Here is a 23316-nt window from a genome sequence, read left to right on the forward strand (position 1 = left end):
GGTACCGGGCCGGCCCGGGAAGGCCCGGAAAGCGGCCGGCGCCCGTCGTGAGGGTCCTTCCCCGGCCGGCGGGTCCTCCTCGGGCACTCACGGGAACGACACGCGCGAGGGCCCCGGTCGCCGGACCGGAACCCCCGCGTGATCGGCGACGGACCGCGCGCCGCCTCAGCGCGGTGTGACGGCCAGTACCCGGCCGAGGGCGCTGTCGGGGCGGGCGGTCAGTTCCTCCCAGGTGCCCTCCTCCACGATCCGGCCCCCCTCGAGGACCGCTATGCGGTCGGCGCGGCGGATGGTCGCCGGGCGGTGGGCGATGACGATCGTGGTGCGGTCGCCGTGGGCCAGCGCGGCGGCGAGCTGGGCGTCGCCGGCGTTGTCCAGGTGGGCGGTGGTCTCGTCCAGGACGAGCACCCGCGGCTCGGCCAGCAGGGCGCGGGCCAGGGCGATCCGGGCGCGCTGGCCGCCGGAGAGGGTCGCGCCGCGTTCGCCGACGACGGTGTCCGGGGTGGCGAACCGGTCGATGCCGCACAGCCGGGCCGTCGCGGTGAGGGCCTCCTCGTCCGCGTCCGGTGCCGCCAGCCGCAGGTTCTCGGCGAGGGTGCCGTGGAACAGGGGGGTTTCCTGGCCCACCACGGCCACGGCGGCGCGCAGGTCCGCGTCGGAGAGGTCGCGGACGTCGACGGGTCCGCCGTCGGCCGGCAGCACCTGCACGGATCCCGCGGACGGGTCCCAGAAACGCGCCAGCAGGTGGGCGCAGGTCGACTTGCCGGCCCCCGAGACGCCGACCAGGGCGAGGGTCTGCCCCGCCGGGACCGTCAGGTCGACTCCGTCCAGCACCGGGCGGCCTCCGTAGCCGAAGCCCACCCGGTGCAGCCGTACCCCCAGCGGGCCCGGGGGGAGCGGGCGGGGCGAGGCGGGCGGCGGGGCGAGGGCGGGGGCCTTCAGGGCCGCGTCGACCCGGGCGGCCGCGGCGCGCAGGCCCACCGCCTGGCTCAGCGACCGGGTCGACTCGGCGACCGGGCCCAGCACCGCCAGGGCCAGTGTCATCGCCGCCGGCGCCCACGCGCCGTGCAGCCGCCCGGAGGTCACGGAGTGCGCCGCGGCGGCCACCACACCGAGGACCGCGGCCACGATGAGCAGGTCGCGGACGGCGGCGGCCAGGGCCTCCCCGCTCGCCTCGGCCCGCTGCGCCTCGCCCACCGCCCGGCCCCGCTCGGCGAGCCGGTCCCGCCGGGCGGGCAGCGCGCCGAAGGCCAGCAGGTCGCGCAGCCCGTCGACGGTCTCCACGGTGTCGGCCGACAGCTTCGCCGCGGCCGCCCTGGTCCGCGCCCCGCGCTCCGCCCGCCCCCGCGCGTCGGCGAAGGGCGCCACGGCCAGCAGCGCGGCCACCGGCACCACCGCCGCCGGCAGCCACGGCTCCACCGCGGCCAGGACCGCGGTCCCGCCGGCGAACACCACCCCGGAGGCCAGGAGCTGGGCCGTGGTGTGGGCGTAGAAGAACTCCAGCGCCTCCACGTCGGCCATCGCGGTGGCGGCCAGGTCGCCGCTGCGCCGGCCGGCCACGCGGGCGGGCGCGCTGCGGGCCAGCCCGTCGAAGATCCGCACGCGCAGCTCCGCCAGCACCCGGTAGGCCAGGTCGTGCGAGAGGTCCATCTCCCGCCAGGTCATGACGGCGCGTACGGCGACCAGGGCGGCCAGGGCGGCGACCGTGCCGGGCGAGGGGGCGCGGCCCTCGGTGACGGCGGCGCCGACGGTGTGCGCGGCCAGTGTCAGCAGCGCGACCAGCGAGCCCTGTTCGAGCAGCGCGGCGGCGCACGTACGGGCCACCATGCCCCGGTGCCCGGCGAGGGCGGGCAGCAGGGCGCGCAGCGAACCGCGCGCGGGGACGGCGGGAGCCGCCGGGCCGGTGACGGTCGTGGTGCTGCTCATGCGGCGAGTTCTCCTTCGTATGCCTGTCCCGCCCGGACGAGCCGGGCGTAGAGGCCGCCCGCCGCGACGAGGGCGGCGTGGTCCCCGACGGCGTCCACGCGTCCCCCGTCGAGCACCACGACGCGGTCGGCGTGCCGGACGGCGGCGAGCCGGTGGGCGACCACCAGGACGGTCCGGTCGCCCGCGGCGGCCACGAGCTCGCGGACGATGTCCGCCTCGCGGCGCTCGTCGACCGCGCTCGTGGCCTCGTCCAGGACGAGCACCGGGGCGTCCGCCAGCAGCGCCCGGGCCAGGGCGAGGCGTTGCCGCTGGCCGCCGGAGAGGGTCGCGCCGCGCTCGCCGAGGACGGTGGCGTAGCCGTCGGGGAGGGCGGTGATCTCGTCGTGGACGCCGGCCGAGCGCGCGGCCCGCACCAGGTCGTCGTCGGTGGCGTCCGGGCGGGCCAGGCGCAGGTTCTCGGCGACGGTGGCGTGGAAGAGGTACGTCTCCTGGGAGACGACGGCGATGTTCCGCCGCAGCGAGTCCGGCGCGTACGCCGTCACGTCGCGGCCGCCGACGGTGATCCGGCCCCGCCGCGGGTCGCGGTGGCGCAGGAGCAGCGCCAGCAGCGTGGACTTGCCCGCGCCGGACGGGCCCACGATCGCCGTGGTGCGCCCGGCCTCGGCGGTGAAGGTGACCCCGCGCAGGACCGGCTCCCCGGCACCGTCGTGCTCGTCGTAGGAGAACTCCACGTTCTCGAAGCGCAGTTCGGGCGGGGACGGCCAGTCCGCCCGGGCCGTCCCCGTCTCGGCCACCGGGGGCCGTGCCGTGCGCAGGGCCGCCAGCCCGTCCGCCGCCGACACCCCGAGGTACCCGGCGTGCCACTCGCGGGCCAGGTCGCGTACGGGGCGGAAGCACTCCGACGCCAGGAGCAGCACCAGGTAGGTGCCGGTCGCCGTGGTGGACCCGGTCACCGACGACCAGCAGGCCAGCAGCGCGGCGGCCACCGTGCCGCCCTGGACGGCCAGGTCGGTGATGCCGGTGTCCACGAGGGAGACGCGCAGCTTGGCGACGGTGGCCCGGTGCAGCGCCGCCGAGCGTTCCTCCAGCCGCTTCCGGGTGCGCCCGACCGCGCCGGCGGCCCGCAGCGCGGGCATGCCCTGGAGGGCCTCCAGGTAGTCGGCGCCGAGTGCTTCGTAGGTGTCCCAGTGCTCCCGGCCGCGCCGGGCCAGGAGCCGGTCCCAGGCGCGCGGCCCGGCCAGGGCCAGCAGCAGGGCCGGGACCAGGCCGGCCAGGGCGAGCGGTTCGACGGCGGCCAGGGCGGCGAGCAGCAGCGGCGGCAGGCAGAGGGTGACCAGGAGTTGGGGCAGGTAGCGGGAGACGTAGGCGTCGACGCCCTCCACGCCGTCGACGAGGGTGGTGCGGACGGCGCCGGCCCGGGCGGTGGTCAGGTGAGCGGGTCCCAGCCGCCCCAGGTGGACCAGGAGTTCGTCGCGCAGGGCCACCCTGACCTGCGCCCCGGCACGGGTGGCGGTGCGCCGCTGCCGGACGGTGAGCCCGGCCCGGACGGCGACCGTGCCGAGCACCGTCCCGAGGAGGGCGGGGAGCCGGTCCGTGGCGCCCCGCGCCAGATCGGCGAGGGCGACGGCGAGCAGGGCGGCCTGCGCGAGGTGGGTGAGGGTGACGGCGCCCTGGAGGAGGGTGGCCGTAAGCAGGGGGCGCCGGGCGTGCCGTGCGGCGCGGCGCAGTTCGGGATGGACGATCACGAGGTCCCCTCCTCGGGGTGGGTGCTGCCGAGGGCCAGGCCGTGCACGATCCAGTCGCGGCCCGGCGGGCCGCCGAGCGCGGCGCCCAGGTCGGCCTGCTGCCAGGAGCCGACGGGCCGGCCGGCCAGCCCCCGGCGGACGGCGGCCACATGGGCCAGGTGGACGGCGAAACCGGCGCGCAGGTGCGTCCGGCGGATGCGCGGGGCGTCGGCGTCCGCCGGGCAGCCGTACCCGAGCAGGACCGCGCCCGCCCGCGCGAGCCACGCCTGGCCCGCGGCCCAGGCGGCGAGCGTGGGCCGGGCCTCCCCGGCGGCCAGCCGCCGCAGCGAACCGTCGGCGGCCGGCTCGACGAGCTCGGCGTGCGGTTCGCCGATGGCCGCGCACCAGGCGAGTTCGCCCGCGCTCGCCGCGACGGCGGTGGCGAGGACCGCCCGCAGGTCGTCACGGGACGGGGTGCCGCGCAGGGGCGGCGGCGCGCTGCGGCGGGCCACCGGCCCGTGGGGCGGGGGCGCGTTCCGCACCGACGCCCTCACCGGTGGGGGCGGGGAGACCCGCACTGTCGCGAGCGGGTCCGCGCGGAGCCCGTCGAGGTCCAGGGCGATCGAGCCCGCGCCCACCGCCCGGGCCGCCAGCCAGAGCGCGGCGGCGGCGTGCCCGGTGTCCAGCAGGAGCAGCGGCCAGGCGCGGTGACCGTAGTGGGAGACGGTCCGCTGCGGGGTGACGGACAGTTCGACGGTCACCCCGGGGGACGACGTCTCACCGGAGCCGGAGCCGGGCTCGGACCCCGGCCCGGAGCCGAGGGGGTGCACGCGGTGGCGCAGCGGGTCGTAGCCGTGGCGGCCGGGCGGCAGGGGGCAGCCCGGGCCCACGACGAGCCGGGCGTCCACCGGGTGCAGCGCCCCCGCGGACGCGGCGGGCCGCAGCCGTCCGCCGCGGTCCTCGGCCGCCAGGGAGAGGCGGAGCAGCCGGTCGAGGTCGAGTTCACCGGGGCGGGCCGCCGGCAGGGGGCGCGGCGGCCCGGGCCACGGGCGTACGGCGGGCCCGGCGGGCGTGTCCGGTCCGGGGCGCTCGGGGGAGCGGGCCCGGGCGAGGGCGGTGACGAGGTCGGTCTCCACTGGGGTGTCCTCACATGTGCGGCGGAGGAGCCAGCGTGAAGTCCTCCGGCGCGCTCGGCGGCGTCGTGCGCCAGCCCCGCGCGACGGCGGTGCCGGCCAGGCGAGGGCAGCCGAAGTAGCCGAAGGCGGCGGGGGCGTTGGGGATCAGTCCGGAGACGAGGACGCGGGCGACGCGCAGCGGTGTCTCGGCGACGTCCTCGGTGGTGAGGTCGAACGTCATGAGGCGGTGGCCGCCGTCGTGCAGCGCGCGTTCCAGCCGTTCCCGGCTGCCGGGCTCGACCGCGTCGACGGGCACGACCCCGAGGGCCGGTTCGGTGAACCGCCGGGCCTCGGGCGCCATCCGCTCGTCCAGCCACACCTGCACGTGCGCCCCCAGGTCCCGTACGTGCGCGAAGTGCTCGCCGCACGCGTCCAGGTAGCGGCGGTCCGCGCGGTGGTCCAGGTAGAGGCCGCGGGCGAGCAGCCCGGCCTCGACGGCCTGGAAGACCCAGCCGTCGGGGCCGGTCAGGCCCTGCGTGAACACCCAGGTGTGGACGGCTTCGAGGACGGCCTTGCGGGCGGCCTCGGCCGGGTCGTACTTGCAGGCGAAGCCGGCGGCGTACAGGCCGAGGCGGGGGTCGTGCACGAGTGCGGCCACGCAGGGGGCGAACTCCGAGGGCATCTCGACGAGCCACACGTCGAGCGCGCAGCCGGCGAGGTCGTCGAGGAGGCCGGGCACGCTCGCCGGGTCGATGCCGCGGGCGGGGCCGTCGAGGTGCCACCACAGTTCCAGGGCGTCCCGTTCGACGACCTCCAGCAGGCCGCGCTCGACCGCGTCGTCGAACCCCTGCCCGGCGGCGATGCCCGCGTAGTTGAGGTGGTGGGTGCGGGGCAGCGAACGCAGTTCGCCCTGGCGCCAGTTGAGGTGGGTGAGCGCGACGGGCGCCCACACCTCGGCGCGTTCCCCGTCCGGCAGCCGCTCCTCGCCGCGCGCCCACAGGGCGGGCGTGTCCGGGGTGAGGCGCCGGTAGGGGAACTTCTCGCGGGCGTACTGCCAGTCGGCGTACGCCGGCACCTCGCCCGGCCCGTACAGCCGCAGGCCCCTGCCGGCCAGCTCGGCGGCGGTGGCGCGCAGCGGCGCCCCGGGGTGGCCGGGCGGCGGCACGCGGTTGCCGCAGTACCGCTCCACACCCTCCGCTATGGCGGCGGTCCGGGCGGCCCCGGGGTCGCCGAAGGCGGTGCCGAGGGAGACCCGGTCGGCGGGCCACAGCCCGAGCCTGCGGGCGTCGGACACCTCGGCGGTGAGCGCGGTGTAGCGGGGCGGTGCGCCCGCCGGGTGCTCGACCGGCTTGACCTTGCGGACGATGCCGCAGACCGGGTCGACGAGGGCTTCCAGCGGCAGCGCCGTCATCGCGGGATCTCCTGTAGGGGGTCGGTGGGGCGGGGACGGGACCGGAGCACGGGCAGCCGCAGCGCCACGCTCCCGGGGACGACGTCGCGCCGGGAGGGGAGCAGCCGGGTGGCCGTGACCGGGTCGTCGCCGGTGTGGGGGTTGCGGGCGTGGGCCGGGAAGTGGTGCCCGGCGATCTCCAGGCGCAGCCGGGTGCCCGCGGGCAGCCGCCGCGCGAGCCGGCCCAGTCCCACGGTGAACCCGGCCGCCCGGCCCGCCGGGTCCGCCCGCCGCACGACGCCGACGGCGAGCCGCTCGGCCCGGCCCCCCGGGTCGAGCGCGACGAGCCGGACGGCCCAGTCGGCGGACGGGGTGTCGGCGGCGGCCCGCAGCCGCACCCCGGCGGTGCCGACGACGTCCAGGGGGCGCGGCAGCGGCGGGGTGACGAGCAGGCAGCGGTCGGGTGTGCCGTCCCGCGGCACGCTCAGGTCGTCGGAGCGCACCGGGCGTTCGGGGTCGGCGGTGAAGGAGGCGCCGCGCAGCGGGCGCAGGCGCGGGCGGTACGGCTCGCCCTCCGTGTCCGCGGGCAGCCACAGGGGGCTGCCGCCCAGCGCGACCGCGCCGCGGTGCCCGGGCCGGAGGTCCCCGGCGAGGGCGCGGCGCGCCCAGTCCGCGTAGAGGTCGCCGAGGGGCACCCGGTGCGCGGGGTCGGCGCCGGGTCCGGGCTCCGCGACGAGGCCGTGCCCCCAGGGGCCCAGCAGCAGCCGCGCCGAGGGGCCGCCCCAGCGGCGCCAGAGCGCGACGGTGTCCTCGGCGAAGGGGTCGTGGTGACCGCCCACCGCCAGCAGCGGCATCCGGGCGCCGCCCGCTCGCGCGACGAGCCGGCCGCGTTCGCGGGCCCGCCACAGGTGCGGCCAGGAGGGCAGGTCCCGGCCCAGTCGCGCGGGCAGGCCGGTCAGCGGCAGGTGGGCGAGCGCCTCCGGGTCGGCGGCGAGCGCCTTCGCCAGGGCGTCCTCCTCGGAGTCCGGCCGGTCGCCGTGGGCGGCCCACCACCCGGCCCGGGCGGCCAGCCGTTCCACGCCGGAGGGTTCGCGGGCGGTCTCGGCGAGGCCCAGCGCGGGCACGGCGGCGATCACGGCGTCGGGCAGTGTCTCGGACCGGGCGTCCCCGGGCGCGTCGAGCGCCGGGGCGAGGGCGCAGTGGGCGGCGTAGGAGCCGCCGACGGCCACCAGCCGGCCGTCGCTCCACGGCCGGCGGCGGATCCAGCGGGCGGTCGCCGCGCCGTCGGCGCCCTCGCCGTCGTACGGCCGCCACCGTCCCGGGGAGCCGTACCGGCCGCGCACGTCCTGGGCGAGCGCGGCGAACCCGCGCCGGGCCCAGGCCTCCAGTTCGGCGCGGTGCCGGCGGCGGTCGTAGGGCGTACGGACGAGGACGGCCGGGAAGGGGCCGCCGCCGTCGGGGAGCCGGACGTCGGTGGCGAGGCCCTCGACGATCACGGTGGACGGGGTCATCCGGTGCTCTCCGGCGCGCGGGTGGCCGCGGGGAGCCCTGCCGCCCTCGGTGAAGGGAGGGTCTCACGGGACTCCGGGGCCGCCGGTGCGGGACGGGCCGGGTTCGCCGGTGCGGGGGCGGTTCCGGGGAGCCTCGCGTCCCCCGGAGCCGGGGCGGAGGAGGCGGGTTCCGCGTCCCCCGGCATCGGGGCGACCGCGGGAACCGGCAGGACGGGGTGTTCGGTGACGGTCAGCGTGCGCAGGTCGACCCGGCGGAGCCGGCGCCGGGCGGGCAGGGCCCCGGAGGCGGTGGCGCCGGTGGCCCACCGGGTGAGGTCGTCGGCGAGCAGCGCGGCGATCAGCCCGGCGGCGGCCGCCGTCAGCCGCAGGGGCGCTCCGGCCGTACGGGGCCCGCTCCAGTAGGCGTTCAGCTCCCGGTGGGCGGGCGTGGCGGCCAGGCGGCGGGCCCGGACGTGGGCGGAGGTGACGTCCCCGGCCGTCGCCGCGAGGGGCTCGACGTACGCCTGCCAGCCCTCCCGGTGGCAGCGCAGCCACGCGACGCCCCGCTCGGGCAGCCGGTCGGCGGCGTCCCACAGTCCCGGGGGGACGGGCCCGTCGAGGCACCACACGACCGCGGCCGCGGTCTCCGGCCGGGCCGGCGGCCCGCCGGGCGCGGCGGACCGGGGTTCGGCGCCGGCGGCCCGCAGGTACCCGGCCAGCGGTTCGGTCAGGACGGGGTCGCCCATCAGCAGCACGTCCCGGCGCTCGGCGGGCCATGCGGCCGCGCGGGGCGCCGGTGCCGCGTACCCGGCGTCCTCGAAGGCCCGCACCAGCCGGTCGAGACCGGGGCCGGAGGCGTCCGGTGCCGCACCGGAGAGCCGGGCGAGCAGCGCGGCCTCGTCCGCGTCGCCGGTCCGCACGGTGAGGAAGTCCCCGTCGGCGGTCCGGAGGGCGAGCCCCCGCCCGGGCACGGCGACGATCTCGACACCGGGTGCGAGCTGGCTTCGGGTCACGTCGGTTCTCCTGGAGGAAGGGCGGGGACGGGGACGGGCGATGAGGCGGGAGCGAGCCGTGGGCCCGCCCGGAAGGCAGCGGGCGGGCCCACGGACCGTGACTACCGCCGGGTCACTCCTCGGTGTCGTCGAACGGGTTCTCGACGAGCGCGTTGGAGTGGGAGGCCGAGTCGTGGGCCAGCTGACCCGGGTCGGCGATCGGCGCGAAGACCTGCTCGTTGTCCATGAACTCTCCTCAATCGCAAGGAAGTACGGCGTTCGATCGAGCGCCGTGCCGCTGACACTAATGAATATGATTATCAGTTTCTAGTCCTGTGTGGCTCCGCAGAGGGTGATCCGGGTAACACACCGGCCAGCCCCCCTCGGGATCCCGGCCCACCCGGCCCGCCACCCGCAGGACGTCCGCGAGCAGCCCCGGCGTGACGACCTCCTTGGGCGGCCCGTCGGCCGCCACGCGCCCGCCGCGCAGCGCGACGATCCGCTCGGCGAACCGGGCGGCGTGCGCCAGGTCGTGCAGCACCATCACGACGGTCAGACCGCGCTCCTCGCGCAGCCGCACCACGGTCTGCAGCACGTCCAGCTGGTGGTGCAGGTCCAGGTAGGTGGTCGGCTCGTCGAGCAACAGGATCCGGGTGTCCTGGGCGAGCGCCATCGCCAGCCGCACCCGCTGCCGTTCGCCCCCGGACAGGGCGTCCACGGGACGCTCGGCCCACTCCTCCACCCCGACGTCGCGCAGCGCCCGGTGGACGACGGGGTCGTCGCCCTCGCGCAGCATGCCGAGCGGGCCGCGCGCCGCGTAGCGCCCCTGCCGCACGAGTTGACGCACCGTCATACCCGGGACGGCCGGCGCCGACTGGTGCAGCAGCGCGACGCGCCGTGCGGTGGCGCGCCGGGAGAGCCGGGCGAGGTCGTCCCCGCCGAGCAGGACCCGTCCCGCGGCGGGACGCAGCAGGCCGGCGGCCAGCCGCAGCAGGGTCGACTTGCCGCAGCCGTTGAGACCGACGAGGGCGGTCAGCTCGCCCGGCTCCACGGTCAGGTCGACACCGTCCAGCACGGGCCGGCCCGGATAGCCGAAGCGCACCCCTTCCACGTGGATCCCCAAAGGGGCAGGGGACGCGGGGGACTCGGTGGGCTCGATGGGCTCGTTCATGCTTGTGTCCTTCGTCGGCATCAGAACGTACGGCTCGGCGCGCGGCGCACCACGGCCAGCAGGAGCGCGGCCCCCACGCACGTGGTGAGCGCCCCGACCGGCAGCGTCAGCCGTCCGGCGTCCAGCGCGACCGCCAGCAGCCGCGACAGCAGTTGGGCGCCCGCGTCGGCCCCGCACACCACGGCCGCCCCCACCAGGGCGGCGCCGGGCAGCGTCCTCCGCAGGTCGGCGCCGAGCAAGGCCACCGCGACATGCGGGACGAGCAGCCCCACGAAGCCGAGGGCGCCCACCGCGGCCACCGCTCCGGCCGTCAGCGCCACCGCGCACAGCAGCGCCAGCGCCCGGGCCCGCGAGGTGGACAGCCCGGCGGCGGTGGCCAGTTCGTCGCCGCAGCGCAGCAGGGTCAGCGGTCCGGCCAGCAGCCACGCCGCCGCGCCCCAGACCAGCGCCCACGGCCACAGCAGGTGCCAGTGCTGCCAGACCCGGCCCTCCGTGGTGCCCACGAGCCACTGCACGACGCTGCCCAGCTCGCCCGGCGCGACCAGCAGCACCATGGCGGTGAGCCCGCCGAGCACCGCCGAGACGAGCACGCCGTGCACGGCGATCCGCCCGGGATCACCCTGGCCGCGCCCGGCGAGCAGCCACAACAGCGCGGCCCCGGCGCAGCCGCCGGCACACGCGGCGACGACCACGGCGAGCGGCGACTCCCAGCCCGCGAGCCCGAGCCCCGTCGCGGTGACGGCGCCCAGCACCGCGCCCGGCGTCACGCCCGTGACCTCGGGACCGGCGAGGGGATTGCGCAGCGCGGACTGCAGGACCAGCCCCGCCAGGCCCAGGCAGGCTCCCGCGGCGAGGGCCACCAGCGTCCGGGGGAAGCGGAGTTCGAGCAGGATGTGCCGCTCCGTCGCGTCACCGCCCCCGCCGAGGACCTCCCCCACGACGGCGGGGGACATGCCCCGGCCCGCCAGCAGTTCGGCACAGGCGCAGACCAGGACGAGCACGACGAGCAGCCACAGGCGCCGGATCACCGCGTCACCCCCGCCGCGCCCGGTGCGGAGCCGGAAGGCGCCGTCCGGCCGCCCCGGGTCCCCGGCACCCTCGGTGTTTTCAGTGTTTTTGGTGTTTTTGGTGTTTTCGGTATCTTCGGCCTTCCACCGCCCGACCGCAGCAGCGCGACCCCGGCGGGCACGCCGAGCAGGGCCGTCCAGGCACCGGCCGGTGTCTCCACGGGAGCCAGCGCGAGCCGGGCCGGGACGTCGGCGACGGCCACCACGGCCGCGCCCCACGCCGCCGACCAGGGCAGCCACCCCACCGCGTCGGCACCGGGGGCCAGGCGCCGGGCCAGGTGCGGGGCGAGGAACCCGACCCACGCCACCGGGCCGCACACGGCCGTCACCGGTGCGATCAGGACGACGGCGATGCCCAGCGCGGCGAACCGCGCCCGCTGCGTGCGCACCCCCAGCGCCTCGGCGTCCTCGTCGCCGAGGCGCAGCACCGACAGCACCGGCGCGCACAGCACCAGCGCGGGCGCCGCGACCAGCAGCCAGGGCCACAGGCCGGTGACGTCGTCCCAGGTGCGGGCGGAGAGCGAGCCGAGCAGGTAGCGGTAGATGAGCTGGAGGTCGAGCTGGTCGGCCATCACCATGAGGACGAGCAGCGCGGCCTGCAGCGCGGCGGCGACCGCCGCACCGGTCAGCAGCACGGCGGACGGGCTGCGCCCCAGTCCCGCGGCGAGCAGGGTGAGCCCGCCGCCCAGTACCGCCCCGGCGATGGCGAGCAGCGGCTGGACGGCGGCCGGCAGGGACACCGCCAGCACCAGGGGCGCGGCGACGCCGAGCGCGGCCCCCGACGAGACCCCCAGCATCTCGGGGACCGCCAGCGGATTGCGCAGCGCCTCCTGGAGTACGAGGCCCGCCGCCCCCAGACAGGCGCCGGCGAGGAGCGCCAGCACCAGCCGGGGCACGCGGAGCTCACCGACGACGACCCCGGCGAGCGTGGAGTCCCCCTCCAGCAGCGCGCCGGGCAGGCGGTGCAGCGGCACGTACGGTGTCCCCAGGCTCAGCGAGCAGCAGGCCGCCGCGGCCAGCAGGACGGCCAGGACGGGGAGTTGCCGCATCCGTCCGGACCGGCGCCCGCCCGTTCCCTTGTCCGGGGGCGTCCCCGCCGCCCCGGACCGCCTCGCGGTCGGCACGCTCATCGCAGCGCTGCCGTGGCCTCGTCGAGCACGATGCCCAGCGAGCGGGTGCCGCGTCCCTTGGCCCACACCTCGGGGTCGACCTCGTGGACGTCTCCGTTCCGTACGGCCGGGATCTTCCCCCACAGCGGGTTCTTCGCCAGCTTCTCCGACAGCTTGCCGTCCGCGTCGCCGAAGCTGATCGTCTCGACGAACAGCACGTCGACGTCGGCCGCGAGGATCTCCTCCAGGCTGTAACTCCCCTCCACCCCGCGGGACTTCCAGGGGTAGTCGGCCAGCTTCGGGAACAGGCTGGCGGTCACGTCGGTCTCCGGGGTGGAGACGCCGAAGTTCTCGTCGCTGCCGTAGATGACGAGGGCGGTCTTGTCGCTCCTGGACCGCTCGGCCCGGGCGAGTTTGGTGCGGAAGGCCTTCTCGGCCTTCTCGCCCTCGGCGGTGCGGCCGGTGAGGGCGGCGACGTCGCGCAGGTAGCCCACGCTGTCCTGCCAGGTCTCGGGCTGCATGGGCCAGAAGGTGGTGGCGCCCTTCAGGGCCGGGGCCAGCTTGCCGTGGGTGTCCTCCAGGCCGATCACCAGATCGGGCTTGTGGGACAGGATCGCCTCCACCTCCGGGGCGATGAACCCTCCGGGGACGACGTCGATCCGCGCGGCCTTCTCCTTGCCGAGGAAGCCGGGGTGGGCGAGGAGCGCGCTGTTGGTGGCCGTGGGGGTGATGCCCAGCTCGGTCAGGATGTCGTCGCAGAGCGCGAAGAGGCACACGATGCGCCGCGGCTCCTTCGGCAGGGAGATCCGCACCCCGTTGGCGTCGGTCAACTGCCGGGTGGCTTTGATCGGTTCGACGGTGACGTCGGTGGTGCCGCCCGCGGCGGGGCTCCGCTCGCTCGTGGGTTCACCGGAGGTGCCGCATCCGGTCAGGACGACGGCGGCCGTCGCGGCGGCGATCCAGGAACGGACGGATCTCGACGGGGAGCGCAGCATCGGGTGCCCTCGCTTCTTCCTCATGGACTGCTCACGAGGGCTGCCCGCACGGGCAGTTCCTCGCGGACTGTTCTCTTGGACCTGGGACACGGCTGAAGATACATGATAATCGTTTTCACCAGTCCGCCGTTCGTGTTCCCGGCCGCTCGCCGCGCCGGCGAGGGAGGCATCCGATGACCGTCGAACCGCTCCTGTACGTCTCCGACCACGTGGCCGGATCCGTCCACGTGCTGACCGTGCCGGACGGGACGGAGGTCGTGCGCCTGACGGGTCGTCACCTCTCCGAGCACGCCGGGTTCCTGGCGCTGCCGGGCGGCCGGGTCGCCTGCGTCGACGACCGCAGGGGCGAGCTGCTGGTCCTCGATCCGTCCGGCCGCGCACCGGTGGAGGCGGCGATCCCGGTCGCCGTGCCGGCCGAGCACCTGTCCTGCGACCCGTCCGGCAGGTGGGTGGCCGTCACCACCGGCCTCGGCCGCGGCGACCGGCCGTGGTCGGACGTGCTGACCATCGCCGACCTGGCCACGGGGGAGGCGGTCCGGGTGCGCACGCGCGCGGGGGAGCCCGGGGTGACGGTCCTCGGGGACGGGACCTTCGGGAAGGAGGGCCCCGGGGGAGCGGACGCCGACGGCGAGGGCCCGCTCGTCGTCCTGCGGCACCGCGAGCCCGGCGCGCTGGCCGTGCACCGTTTCGCCGACCTGCTCGCCGCCCCGCCCGGCTGCCCGCCCGTCACGCCCCACGCGCTCCTGCCCCTGCCGGACGACGGCCACGGAGACGCCCAGGACCCCCTGACCGGGCGGGTGTTCGCGGCGACGGGCGAGGGGGTGCACCGGGCGTGCCGCGCGGGCGGCACGCTCTTCCCCGAGCCGGTGATCCCCTGGGGCGCGCCCGCCCGGGGCTGGTACCTGCGGCTCGACCCGCGGCGGCGGGCACTGTGGTCGACGCTGCGGGGCGGCCCGCCGGATCCGCTGCGGTGGCCGGAGTGGACCAACCGGGCGTGGCGCCACGACCTGGACGCGGACCGCGCGACGCGCACGGACCTCGGCCCGGGCCTGGTCTTCCGGCTGGCCCTGGCCGCACACCACGCCGCGTTCGCCCGCGTCCACCCCGACGGCGACGAACTCCTGCTCCTGCGGGACACCGGCGCGACCGTCCGCCGCGTCCCGCTCCCCGCCATGGACGGCGCCCCGCGCCGCGGCCGCACGCCGTGGGAGGGTGTCCAGCGCCGCGCGGTGGCCGCCTCGCCGGGCGCCGACTGGGTCGCCGTCACCCGCGGCGGCCACGGGGAGATCCACGTCGTCGACGCCGTGACGGGCTGCGAGGCGGCCCGCCTGGAACCGGGCACGCCGCTGCACCACGGCGGCCACCTGATGCTGCGTACCCGGGACGACGGGGCGGAGGGCGACCCGGTGGGCCGGTGAGCGCCCGCGGCCCCCGTGAACGCGGCGAAGCCGTGGTCCTGCACGATGGGCGGAGCGGCATGTGGCAGCAGTGACTGCCCAGGCCCCGGCCCTCGCGCTCGGTGACGCCGTCGCCGTTGACGACGACGCCGTAGGCCGCCGTCGACGGTGGTGTCGTCGGGGGACGGGCCGGGCCCGGCGGTCGAGGTGGGAAGCCGGGCGGCGGACGGGCCGGTGCGACGGGACACCGGCCCGCCCCGGGCACCGTGCGGCGACGCCGGGGGAGGAGAGGGGCGGCACCGGGCCCGCGATCTTGCCGGACAGCTTAATGCGTATCATGTGCAAGTGCGCGACTACAGCATCAGGCCGGCAGGCCCCCAGGACATAGACGCCGCCCGAGCCGTCATGCTCGACACCGTCTACCGCGACTTCGGCACCGGGTACGTGCCCCACTGGCACGGTGACATCATCGACCCGGTCGCCGCCTACCTCGCCCCGCCGCGCCACGCCCTGCTCGTCGCGCTCGACCCCGGCGGCGAGGTCGTCGCCACCGGAGCGCTCGACTCCCGCGGTCCCGCCCACCCGCCGAACCCGCGGCACGTCGCCGAGCGCTTCCCCTCGGGGGAGACCGCCCAACTGCGCCGGATCTACGTCCGGCCGGAGCACCGCCGGCGCGGGCTGGCCCGGCGGCTGGTCGAGGAGCTGCTGGCGTTCGCCGAGGCGGACGGCGGCTACCGGGCCGTCTACCTGCACACGGACCCGTCCGTGACGGGGGCCGAGCCCTTCTGGCGGTCGCTCGCCAAGGTCGTCCACGACGAGCGCGAGGATCCCGGCGGCGGAAACGGCGTCGTGCACTTCGAGGTGCCGATGGGAGGGACGCCGACGAGTGGGGCGCCGGGGGGCGGAATGCCGGAGGGAGGGGTCGAAAGCTGGAAATGATTGTCATATAGGCTGTCGTTCCCGATCTTCCGACCTCCTCTCAGGACCATGCATCCCCACGTTCGCCTCCGGCTGCTCCCCGCGCTGATACTCGCTCCCCTCCTCACCGTCACCGGCTGCTTCGCCTCCGGCGGGGACCGGTCCTCCGGCGAGGGCGCCGGGGGCGACGGCTCCCGCCTCCGCGTCGCGCTCGCCTTCCCGCCCGCGGAGAGGTTCTCCCCGTACGGAGCCGACGCCACCCTGCTCAGCCGGCTCGGTGTCACCGAGGGCCTCACCTCGCTGGACGCCAACGGCTCCGCCGCGCCCGCGCTCGCCGAGTCCTGGCAGCGGAAGAACGCCAGGACCTGGACGTTCACCCTGCGCGAGGCCGTCTTCCAGGACGGGACGAAGGTCACCCCGGACGCGGTCGCGGGCGCGCTCACCCACGCCGCGCGGGCCGAACCCGCGCCCGCCGCGCTCACCGGCGTCGACCTCACCGCCAAGGCCGACGGCGACCGCGCCGTGACGATCACCACCGGCGAGGCCGACCCCGTGCTGCCGCTGCGGCTGTCCAGCCCGAGCCTCGCCATCCTCTCCGAGAAGGCGTACGAGGGGGAGCGGGTCGATCCGGTGGGGCACGCCACCGGACCGTTCGAGATCACCGAGGTGAACGGGGCCGCCTCCGCCTCCCTCGACCGGTTCGACGACTACTGGGGCGGCCGGGCGCAGGCCTCCGGCATCGACGCCCGGTTCATCGCGGACGGCACCGCCCGCGCCAACGCCCTGCGCACCGGCGAGCTGGACATCGCCGAGGCCGTGCCCGTCTCCCAGGCCGCGACCCTGGACGAGGACGAGCGGCGGGACACCGCCACCACCCGGACGACGAGCCTGCTGCTGAACGCCGGGAAGGGCACCTTCCGGGACGCCGGGCTGCGGGCCGCCGCCCGGGCCGCCCTCGACACCTCCGTCTTCGCCAAGGACGTGTACGAGGGGTACGGCGACCCCGGCGCCGGCATCTACGGGCCCGCCGTCACCTGGGCCGCGGGCAAGCGGACCGAGCCCGTCGGGCGCGCGAAGGCGAAGAAGGCCGACGGCGCCACCGTCACCCTCGCCACCTACGACAACCGGCCCGAACTGCCCGAGGTCGCCCAGGTCGTCGAGCAGCAGCTCGAGAAGGCCGGATTCGAGGTGAAGATCACCGTGCGGGAGTACTCGCGGCTGGAGGGCGACGCGCTCGCCGGGAAGTTCGACGCCTTCGTCCTCGCCCGGAACACCCTCCTCGACACCGGCGACCCGGTCTCCGTCCTCGCCAGCGACTACACCTGCGACGGCGACTACAACATCGCCCAGCTCTGCGACGAGGACGCCGACAAGGCCGTGGCCGGGGCCGCGGACACCACGGACACCGAGGCGCGCCGCGACGCCGCCATGGCCGCCGAGGCCCGGATCCTGGGCACCGACGCCGTACTGCCGCTCGTGCACCAGCGGATCATCACCGGCGTCGGCGACGGCGTCCGGGGCGTGATCCTCGACCCCTACGAGCGCGCCCTCGTCGGCACGGGAACGCGGCGCTGACCCATGCGACAGCAGGTGACGGCGGCCCTGTGGCGCATCGCGCTCGCGGCCGCCCTGGTCTGCGGGATCGGACTGCTGCCCTGGCTCACCCGCACCGACCCGGCGCTGACCGTCCTCAAGGCCCGCTCCGCCGACCGCGACCCCACCCCCGAGGTGCTCGCCGGCATCCGCGACCAGCTCGGGCTGGACGACGGGCCGCTTCCCCTGCTCGGGCAGTGGCTGGGCGGGCTGGCCAGGGGCGACGCGGGCCGGTCGTGGATCTCCGGGTCCGCGGTCGCGCCCGACGTCCTCCAGGCGCTGGGCGCCTCGCTGCTGCTCATGGCGGCGGCGATCGTGATCGCCGTCCTCACCGCCGCGCTCGTGTGCGTCCGCACCCTGCGCCGCGGGGCCCGGCGACGGCTCGGCACGGGCCGCCGCGGCGGCACCGCCTCCGCGATGCTCGCCTCGCTGCCCGAGTTCCTCGTCGCCTCCGTCCTCGCCACCGTCGTCGGCGTGCAGCTCGGCTGGCTGCCCGCGCTCGGCTGGTACGGACCCGCGTACGCGGTGCTGCCCGCGCTCGCCCTCGGCCTGCCCGCCGGGGCCGTGCTCGGACGGCTCCTGGACGACCTGCTGCCCGGCGCGTTCCGCGAGCCCTGGGCGGTGGCCGCCGCCGCCCGCGGACTGACCGGCCGGCGCATCGCCCGGCAGGCCGTGCGCCGCTGCGTGCCCGCGCTGCTGCCCAACCTCGGACTGTTCGCCGTCGGCCTCACCGGCGGCGCGGTCGCCGTCGAGCGGATCTTCGACGTCCCCGGCCTCGGCCGCACCACCCTCCAGGCCGCCCTCGCCCAGGACCTGCCCGTCCTCCAGGCCGGCACGCTCGCCCTGGTGCTGCTCGCCGCCGCCGCCACCGGCGCCGCCCGGCTCGCCGCGCGCCTGCTGACCGGCCCCGCCCTGCGCGACGGGGCGCTGCCCACGCTGCACCGGCCCGCGCCGCCCGCCCGGAGCGCGACGCCGCTGGTCCCGGCGGCCCTCCTGATCACGGTGGTCGCGCTCGGCCTGCCCCGCGACCCGCTCGCCGTGCACACCGGCGAACGGCTGCGCGCGCCCTCCGCCACCCACCCCTTCGGCACCGACGCCCTCGGCCGCGACCTGCTCGCCCGGGTCGGCCACGGCGCCCTCGACACCCTGCTGCTGGCGCTCTCCATCAGCGCCGCCGCCCTCGTCGCCGGCGTCCTCCTCGGCCTCCTGCCCCGCCTGTCCGGGCCGCTGGCCGACACCGTCAACGCCGTCCCGCCCGTGCTGCTCGCCCTCCTCGTCACCGCCGTCGCCGGCAGCGGCGCCGCCACCCCCGCGCTCGCCGTGGCCGCCGTCGCCTGGGCCCCGCTCGCCGCGCACACCTCCTCCCTGCTGGCCCAGGAGCGCGCCACCCTGCACGTCCTGGCCGCCCGCGGCATGGGCGCGAGCCGCCCGCACCTGATGCGCCGCGAGATCCTGCCCGCGATCCTGCCGCCCGTCACCCGCCACGCCCTGCTGCGCCTGCCCGGCGTCGCCCTCTCCCTCGCCTCCCTCGGCTTCCTCGGCCTCGGCGCCCAGCCGCCGTCCCCCGAGTGGGGCCTGCTGCTCGCCGAGAACCAGCCCTACGCCGAACGCGCCCCCTGGGCCGTCCTCGCCCCCGCCGCCGTCCTCGCCCTCCTCGGCGCGCTCGCCGTCACCGCGGCCGGAGGGGTGCGCCGGCCGCGCCGGCGGCCGGCCGGGCCCGCCGCCCTCCCCGTCCCGGACCGGACGGGGACCGCCGGGGAACTGGCGGGAGCGCGGTGACCGCGGCCTCCACCGGCCTGCCCCCGGCGTCCGGGCGCGGCCGTCTCTCCCCGCTGCTGCGGCTGCTCGTCCTCACCCAGCTCGCCTTCAACGTCGGCTTCTTCGCCGTGCTGCCCTTCCTGTCCGAGCACCTCGGCCGGACGGTCGGCATGGCGGGCTGGCTGGTCGGGTTCGTGCTCGGGCTGCGCACCTTCAGCCAGCAGGGGCTGTTCGTGGTGGGCGGGGCCCTGGCCGACCGGTACGGCATCCGGCCCGTGGTGCTCGCCGGGTGCGTGCTGCGGATCGCCGGGTTCGTCTGGCTCGGATACGCCGAGCGGACCTGGGCGGTCGTCGGATCCGTCCTGCTCATCGGGTTCGCCGCCGCGCTGTTCTCGCCCGCCGTCGAGTCCGAGGTGGCCCGGCAGGCGGTCGTCTGGGAGGAGGCCGGCGGCGGCTCCCGCACCCGGGTGCTGGCGCTGTTCACGGTGGCCGGGCAGGCCGGGGCGTTCGTCGGGCCGCTGCTGGGGGCGCTGCTGCTGGCCGTGGACTTCCGCACGGTGTGCCTGGCCGGCGCCGGGATCTTCGTGCTCGTCCTCGCCGGGCACGCCCGGCTGCTGCCGCAGCACATCCCCGGGCGGACCCGCACGAAGGTCGGGGGCGGGGCGCGGCTGGTGCTGCGCAACCGCCGCTTCCTGGCGCTGTGCTGCGCGTACGGCGCCTATCTGCTCGCCTACAACCAGCTCTATCTCGCCCTGCCCGCCGAGGTGGAGCGCGCCACCGGCTCCCAGGCGCCGCTGGCGTGGCTGTTCGCGCTCTCCTCCCTGCTGGTGGTGACCGCGCAGCTGCCCGTCACCCGCTGGGCGGGCGAACGGCTGACGCTGCGCCGTTCCATGGCGGCCGGACTGGTGCTGATCGCGGCCGGTTTCGCGGTCGTGGCGGCGGCGCGGCCCGCCGGGTGGACGGGCACGGCGGGGCTGCTGCCCGCCGCCGCGTTCGTCGTCCTGCTCACCGCCGGGCAGATGCTCGTCGCGCCCGTCGCCCGCGCCTGGGTGCCCGACCTCGCCGAGGAGGGCCGGCTCGGGCTGTACACGGGGGCGCTGTCGTCGGTCTCCGGGATCGTCGTGCTGCTCGGCAGCGCGGCGGCCGGCACGCTGCTCGACAGCGGTCTGCCGGCCGCCGTGCCCTGGCTCGTCCTGGCCGCCGTACCGCTCGGGGCGGTGGTGCTGCTGCCGCGGCGGGGCTGAGGCGGGATGCTCCTGCGGATGTCAGTCCCGGACGGCCTCGTGCACCAGCCGTTTGAGGTCCCGGTAGACCGTGTGCGACGACCTCGGCCGCACCTGCGTCATGAACTGCACGGTCAGATCACGGCCGGGGTCGACCCAGAAGGTGGTCGTCGCGACCCCGCTCCAGCCGTACGTGCCGAGCCCGGACGGGGCCTGCGTGCGGGCGGGATCGATCACCACGGACACGCCGAGGCCGAAGCCGACGCCGTCGTTGCCGGGCTGGTCGTGGGCGGGGCGGCTGCCGAAGGCGCGCAGATCGGCGCCGCCGGGCAGGTGGTTGCGGGTCATCAGGTCCACCGTCCCGGCGGCGAGCAGCCGGACGCCGTCGAGTTCGCCGCGCCGCCGCAGCATCTCCATGAACCGGTGCCAGTCGTACGCGGAGGCCACCATGCCGCCGCTGCCGGACAGCAACCGCGGCCGGCCCCGCAGCGGCAGGCCCGGCACCGGCTCGATGCCGCCGCCGTCGGTCTCGCCGTACAGCTCGGCGAGCCGTCCGGCCTGCTCGTCCGTGACCTGGAAACCGGCGTCCGGCATACCGAGCGGGCGGAAGATCCGCTCGGCGCAGAACACGTCGAGCGGCTGCCCCGACACCACCTCCACCAGCCGTCCCAGGACGTTGCTGGCCACCGAGTAGTTCCACTGCGTGCCCGGCTCGAACTGCAGCGGCAGGCTCGCGTACAGGTCGACCGTCTCGGCCAGGTCCGCGCCGGGACGCACCGACGACTCCAGCCCGGCCGCGCGGTAGAGGGCGTCGACGGGATGGGTGTGGTAGAAGCCGAAGGTCAGACCGGCCGTGTGGGTCATCAGGTGCCGTACGAGGACCGGACCGGAGGCCGGGCGGGTGGTGACGTCGGCGCCGGAGCCGCCGGCGTACACCCGGGGCCCGGCGAAGGAGGGGATGTACCGGTCGACCGGATCGTCCAGGGACAACCGCCCCTCCTCCACCAGCATCAGCGCGGCGACCGACGTCACCGGTTTGGTCATCGAGTAGATCCGCCACAGGGTGCCGGCCTCGACGGGCAGGGCGGCGGCCACGTCCCGGTGCCCGTGGACGGTGAGGTGGGCGACGCGCCCGCCGCGGGCGACGGCCACGAGGAACCCGGGCAGGCGCCCCTCGCCGACCTGGCGGGCGAAGTGCCCGTCGAGACGTTCCAGCGCTTTCCGGTCCAGCCCCACCTCGTCCGGTTCGGCCTCTTGCCGCAGCAGTGCCATCGCTCTCCTCACGTCACGTTCGTCGAGGTGCGGTCCGGCATACCCGCCACGGACGCCCTCAGACCTCATCGTGGCCGGGAGAGCACCGGGGAACACGCGCACGGCCGCGATCTTCACGAGGACCGGCCATCCCGGTGAACGGCCCGCCCCGCGGGAATGGGCGACCTCGTCCGGCCCGTTGACGCAGGCATGACTCAGGACGCCACGCAGGACGCACTGCTGCGGCTGCTCTCCGGGAGCCACGGCGGGGTGCTCGTCACGCTCAAGCGCGACGGCCGCCCCCAGCTGTCGAACGTCACCCACGCCTACTACCCCGACGAGCGGGTCGTCCGCGTCTCGGTCACCGACGACCGCGCCAAGACCCGCAACCTGCGCCGGGACCCCCGCGCCTCGTACCACGTGACCACCCCCGACCGGTGGTCCTACGCGGTCGCCGAGGGCACGGCCGACCTCTCGCCGGTCGCCGCGGACCCGCGGGACGCCACGGTCGAGGAGCTGATCCGCCTCTACCGCGACGTCCAGGGCGAGCACCCCGACTGGGACGACTACCGGGCCGCGATGGTCCGCGACCGCCGCCTCGTCCTGCGGCTGCGGGTGGAGCGGGTCTACGGGGTCGCCCGGGGGTAGGGCCCTTCCGGCGGCTCCCCGCAGAGGAGGGAGCGGCGTCCGGAGGTCCGCCGGAGGACCGGGCGCGGGACGGACGGCCGGTCGTACGTCCGGGCCCGGCGGCCGGCTCGGCGTGCGGGGCCCGGACGCTGCGTGCGGTCAGGCCGTCACCCTCTCCGGCCGGGCCGTCTTCGGCCGGTCCCGCTCGCCGAGCCGTTCGGTCGGCACCTCGTGGGTCTCCCGGGCCGAGAGGGCCGCGATCACCGGCGGCACGCACAGGGCCGCCGTGAACAGGGCCACCGCGAACCAGTCGTCGCCACCCGGACCGGCGATCCGCGCGGCCAGGCTGACCGCGAACCCGGCCACGGCGAAGCCGATCTGCGTACCGATCGCCACCCCGGACAGCCGGACCCGCGTGCTGAACATCTCCCCGTAGAAGGCGGGCCACACACCATTGGCGGCGCTGTAGACGACGCCGAAGGCCACGATGCCCAGGAGCAGCGTCAGCGGGTAGGAGCCCGTCGAGATCGCCCACAGGTACAGGAACATGGTCACCGCGCTGCCGACGGCGCCCACCAGGAAGACCGGGCGGCGGCCGATGCGGTCGGACAGCATCGCCCACAGCGGGATCGCGGCGAGCGCGGCCAGGTTGGCGAGGGCGCCCACCCACAGCATGGACGAGCGGGACATGCCGACGGAATCGCCGGTGGCGTACGCCAGCGCCCAGACGGTGAAGATGGTGCTGACCGAGGCGACGAACGAGCCCGCGATCACCCGCAGGACGTCCGCCCAGTGCTCGCGCACCAGGATGACCAGCGGCAGTTTCACCACGCCGTCGCCGGCGGCCTGCCGGGCGAAGGCCGGTGTCTCGTCCAGCTTGCGGCGGATGACGTAGCCGACGACGGCGACCGCGACGCTCAGCCAGAACGGGACCCGCCAGCCCCAGGAGAGCAGGTGTTCCTCGGGGAGCGCGGCGATCGGGAGGAAGACCAGGGTGGCCAGGAGCTGGCCGCCCTGGGTGCCGCTGAGGGTGAAGCTGGTGAAGAAGCCGCGCCGGTGCGGTGGCGCGTGTTCCAGCGTCATGGAGTTGGCGCTGGCCTGCTCGCCCGCGGCCGAGATGCCCTGCAGGACCCGGCACAGCACCAGCAGGACCGGGGCGAGGGTGCCGACCTGTCCGCGGGTGGGCAGACAGCCGATGAGGAAGGTCGACAGGCCCATCAGGATCAGGGTGAACACCATGATCTTCTTGCGGCCGAGGCGGTCGCCGACGTGGCCGAGGACGAACGCGCCGAGCGGGCGGGCGGCGTACGCGACGCCGAACGTGGCCAGCGACAGCAGGGTCGCGGTGGCCGGGTCCGACTCGTCGAAGAAGACCTCCGGGAAGATCAGCGCGGCGGCGCTGCCGTAGATGAAGAAGTCGTAGTACTCCAGGGCGCTGCCGATCCAGGCGGCGGTGGCGGCCTTCCTCGGCTGGCCGGGTGGGGCGGTGCTGCGGGGTGCGGCGGGGACGGACACGGCGGCTCCTTCGGGGGAGGCTCCGGCGTAGGCGGAGTGAGCGCAGGGGAGAGGT

At 76.8% G+C, this 23316-nt stretch carries 19 protein-coding genes; 6 read left to right on the forward strand and 13 right to left on the reverse strand.

Going from position 1 to position 23316, the window contains the following annotated elements; all coding sequences use genetic code 11:
* Positions 1-165 precede the first annotated feature (165 nt).
* The 11 genes from ACSU6Z_RS25410 to ACSU6Z_RS25460 all read right to left on the reverse strand — a co-directional run bounded on the left by ACSU6Z_RS25410 (position 166) and on the right by ACSU6Z_RS25460 (position 12979).
* On the reverse strand, positions 166-1926 hold the full coding sequence (locus ACSU6Z_RS25410; protein ID WP_437049033.1) for an ABC transporter ATP-binding protein: 1761 nt from the start codon (positions 1924-1926) through the stop codon (positions 166-168).
* A complete protein-coding gene (locus tag ACSU6Z_RS25415; RefSeq protein WP_437049034.1) occupies positions 1923-3671 on the reverse strand; it encodes an ABC transporter ATP-binding protein/permease in 1749 nt (582 codons plus the stop codon). The genes ACSU6Z_RS25410 and ACSU6Z_RS25415 overlap by 4 nt, the downstream gene beginning before the upstream one ends.
* Positions 3668-4786 carry a SagB/ThcOx family dehydrogenase gene (locus tag ACSU6Z_RS25420; RefSeq protein ID WP_437049036.1) on the reverse strand — a complete coding sequence of 373 codons (1119 nt, stop codon included), beginning with the start codon at positions 4784-4786 and terminating at the stop codon, positions 3668-3670. The genes ACSU6Z_RS25415 and ACSU6Z_RS25420 overlap by 4 nt, the downstream gene beginning before the upstream one ends.
* A gap of 10 nt (positions 4787-4796) precedes the next feature.
* On the reverse strand, positions 4797-6176 hold the full coding sequence (locus ACSU6Z_RS25425; RefSeq protein WP_437049038.1) for a YcaO-like family protein: 1380 nt from the start codon (positions 6174-6176) through the stop codon (positions 4797-4799).
* Positions 6173-7666, reverse strand: coding sequence for a CocE/NonD family hydrolase (locus ACSU6Z_RS25430; protein ID WP_437049040.1), 1494 nt, complete (start codon positions 7664-7666; stop codon positions 6173-6175). The genes ACSU6Z_RS25425 and ACSU6Z_RS25430 overlap by 4 nt, the downstream gene beginning before the upstream one ends.
* The gene (locus ACSU6Z_RS25435) at positions 7663-8658 is read right to left on the reverse strand and encodes a hypothetical protein (RefSeq protein WP_437049042.1); all 996 of its coding nucleotides are present in this window, start codon (positions 8656-8658) and stop codon (positions 7663-7665) included. Before ACSU6Z_RS25435 ends, ACSU6Z_RS25430 begins: the two co-directional genes overlap by 4 nt.
* A 112-nt stretch (positions 8659-8770) precedes the next feature.
* Positions 8771-8884, reverse strand: coding sequence for a streptamidine family RiPP (gene amiA, locus ACSU6Z_RS25440; RefSeq protein WP_240661371.1), 114 nt, complete (start codon positions 8882-8884; stop codon positions 8771-8773).
* 57 nt (positions 8885-8941) lie between these two features.
* The gene (locus tag ACSU6Z_RS25445) at positions 8942-9808 is read right to left on the reverse strand and encodes an ABC transporter ATP-binding protein (protein ID WP_437049043.1); all 867 of its coding nucleotides are present in this window, start codon (positions 9806-9808) and stop codon (positions 8942-8944) included.
* Positions 9809-9828: 20 nt separating this feature from the next.
* Entirely contained in the window at positions 9829-10836 is a 1008-nt protein-coding gene (locus ACSU6Z_RS25450; RefSeq protein ID WP_437049044.1) for a FecCD family ABC transporter permease, read from the reverse strand.
* The gene (locus ACSU6Z_RS25455) at positions 10833-11924 is read right to left on the reverse strand and encodes a FecCD family ABC transporter permease (protein WP_437049046.1); all 1092 of its coding nucleotides are present in this window, start codon (positions 11922-11924) and stop codon (positions 10833-10835) included. The genes ACSU6Z_RS25450 and ACSU6Z_RS25455 overlap by 4 nt, the downstream gene beginning before the upstream one ends.
* Before the next feature lie 77 nt (positions 11925-12001).
* Positions 12002-12979 (reverse strand): ABC transporter substrate-binding protein, encoded by a 978-nt coding sequence (locus ACSU6Z_RS25460; RefSeq protein WP_437050481.1) that lies wholly within the window; start codon positions 12977-12979, stop codon positions 12002-12004.
* A 173-nt stretch (positions 12980-13152) separates the two neighbouring features.
* On the opposite strand from ACSU6Z_RS25460, the gene ACSU6Z_RS25465 reads away from it, so the two are divergent.
* The 5 genes from ACSU6Z_RS25465 to ACSU6Z_RS25485 all read left to right on the forward strand — a co-directional run bounded on the left by ACSU6Z_RS25465 (position 13153) and on the right by ACSU6Z_RS25485 (position 19889).
* Positions 13153-14397, forward strand: coding sequence for a YncE family protein (locus ACSU6Z_RS25465; RefSeq protein WP_437049048.1), 1245 nt, complete (start codon positions 13153-13155; stop codon positions 14395-14397).
* A gap of 324 nt (positions 14398-14721) precedes the next feature.
* Positions 14722-15315 carry a GNAT family N-acetyltransferase gene (locus ACSU6Z_RS25470; protein ID WP_437049050.1) on the forward strand — a complete coding sequence of 198 codons (594 nt, stop codon included), beginning with the start codon at positions 14722-14724 and terminating at the stop codon, positions 15313-15315.
* A gap of 48 nt (positions 15316-15363) precedes the next feature.
* On the forward strand, positions 15364-16869 hold the full coding sequence (locus ACSU6Z_RS25475) for an ABC transporter substrate-binding protein (RefSeq protein ID WP_437049052.1): 1506 nt from the start codon (positions 15364-15366) through the stop codon (positions 16867-16869).
* 3 nt (positions 16870-16872) lie between these two features.
* The gene (locus ACSU6Z_RS25480) at positions 16873-18666 is read left to right on the forward strand and encodes an ABC transporter permease subunit (protein WP_437049053.1); all 1794 of its coding nucleotides are present in this window, start codon (positions 16873-16875) and stop codon (positions 18664-18666) included.
* Positions 18663-19889 (forward strand): MDR family MFS transporter, encoded by a 1227-nt coding sequence (locus ACSU6Z_RS25485; RefSeq protein WP_437049055.1) that lies wholly within the window; start codon positions 18663-18665, stop codon positions 19887-19889. Before ACSU6Z_RS25480 ends, ACSU6Z_RS25485 begins: the two co-directional genes overlap by 4 nt.
* 21 nt (positions 19890-19910) lie before the next feature.
* Here ACSU6Z_RS25485 and ACSU6Z_RS25490 read toward each other — a convergent pair whose 3' ends face one another.
* Positions 19911-21140, reverse strand: coding sequence for a serine hydrolase domain-containing protein (locus ACSU6Z_RS25490; RefSeq protein ID WP_437049056.1), 1230 nt, complete (start codon positions 21138-21140; stop codon positions 19911-19913).
* 189 nt (positions 21141-21329) lie between these two features.
* Here ACSU6Z_RS25490 and ACSU6Z_RS25495 point away from each other — a divergent pair, with 189 nt between their 5' ends.
* Positions 21330-21767 carry a PPOX class F420-dependent oxidoreductase gene (locus tag ACSU6Z_RS25495; RefSeq protein ID WP_437049058.1) on the forward strand — a complete coding sequence of 146 codons (438 nt, stop codon included), beginning with the start codon at positions 21330-21332 and terminating at the stop codon, positions 21765-21767.
* 138 nt (positions 21768-21905) lie between these two features.
* Here ACSU6Z_RS25495 and ACSU6Z_RS25500 read toward each other — a convergent pair whose 3' ends face one another.
* A complete protein-coding gene (locus ACSU6Z_RS25500) occupies positions 21906-23261 on the reverse strand; it encodes an MFS transporter (protein WP_437049060.1) in 1356 nt (451 codons plus the stop codon).
* Positions 23262-23316: the final 55 nt, after the last annotated feature.

It is taken from the genome of Streptomyces sp. enrichment culture (assembly GCF_964273145.1).
Taxonomy (GTDB): domain Bacteria; phylum Actinomycetota; class Actinomycetes; order Streptomycetales; family Streptomycetaceae; genus Streptomyces.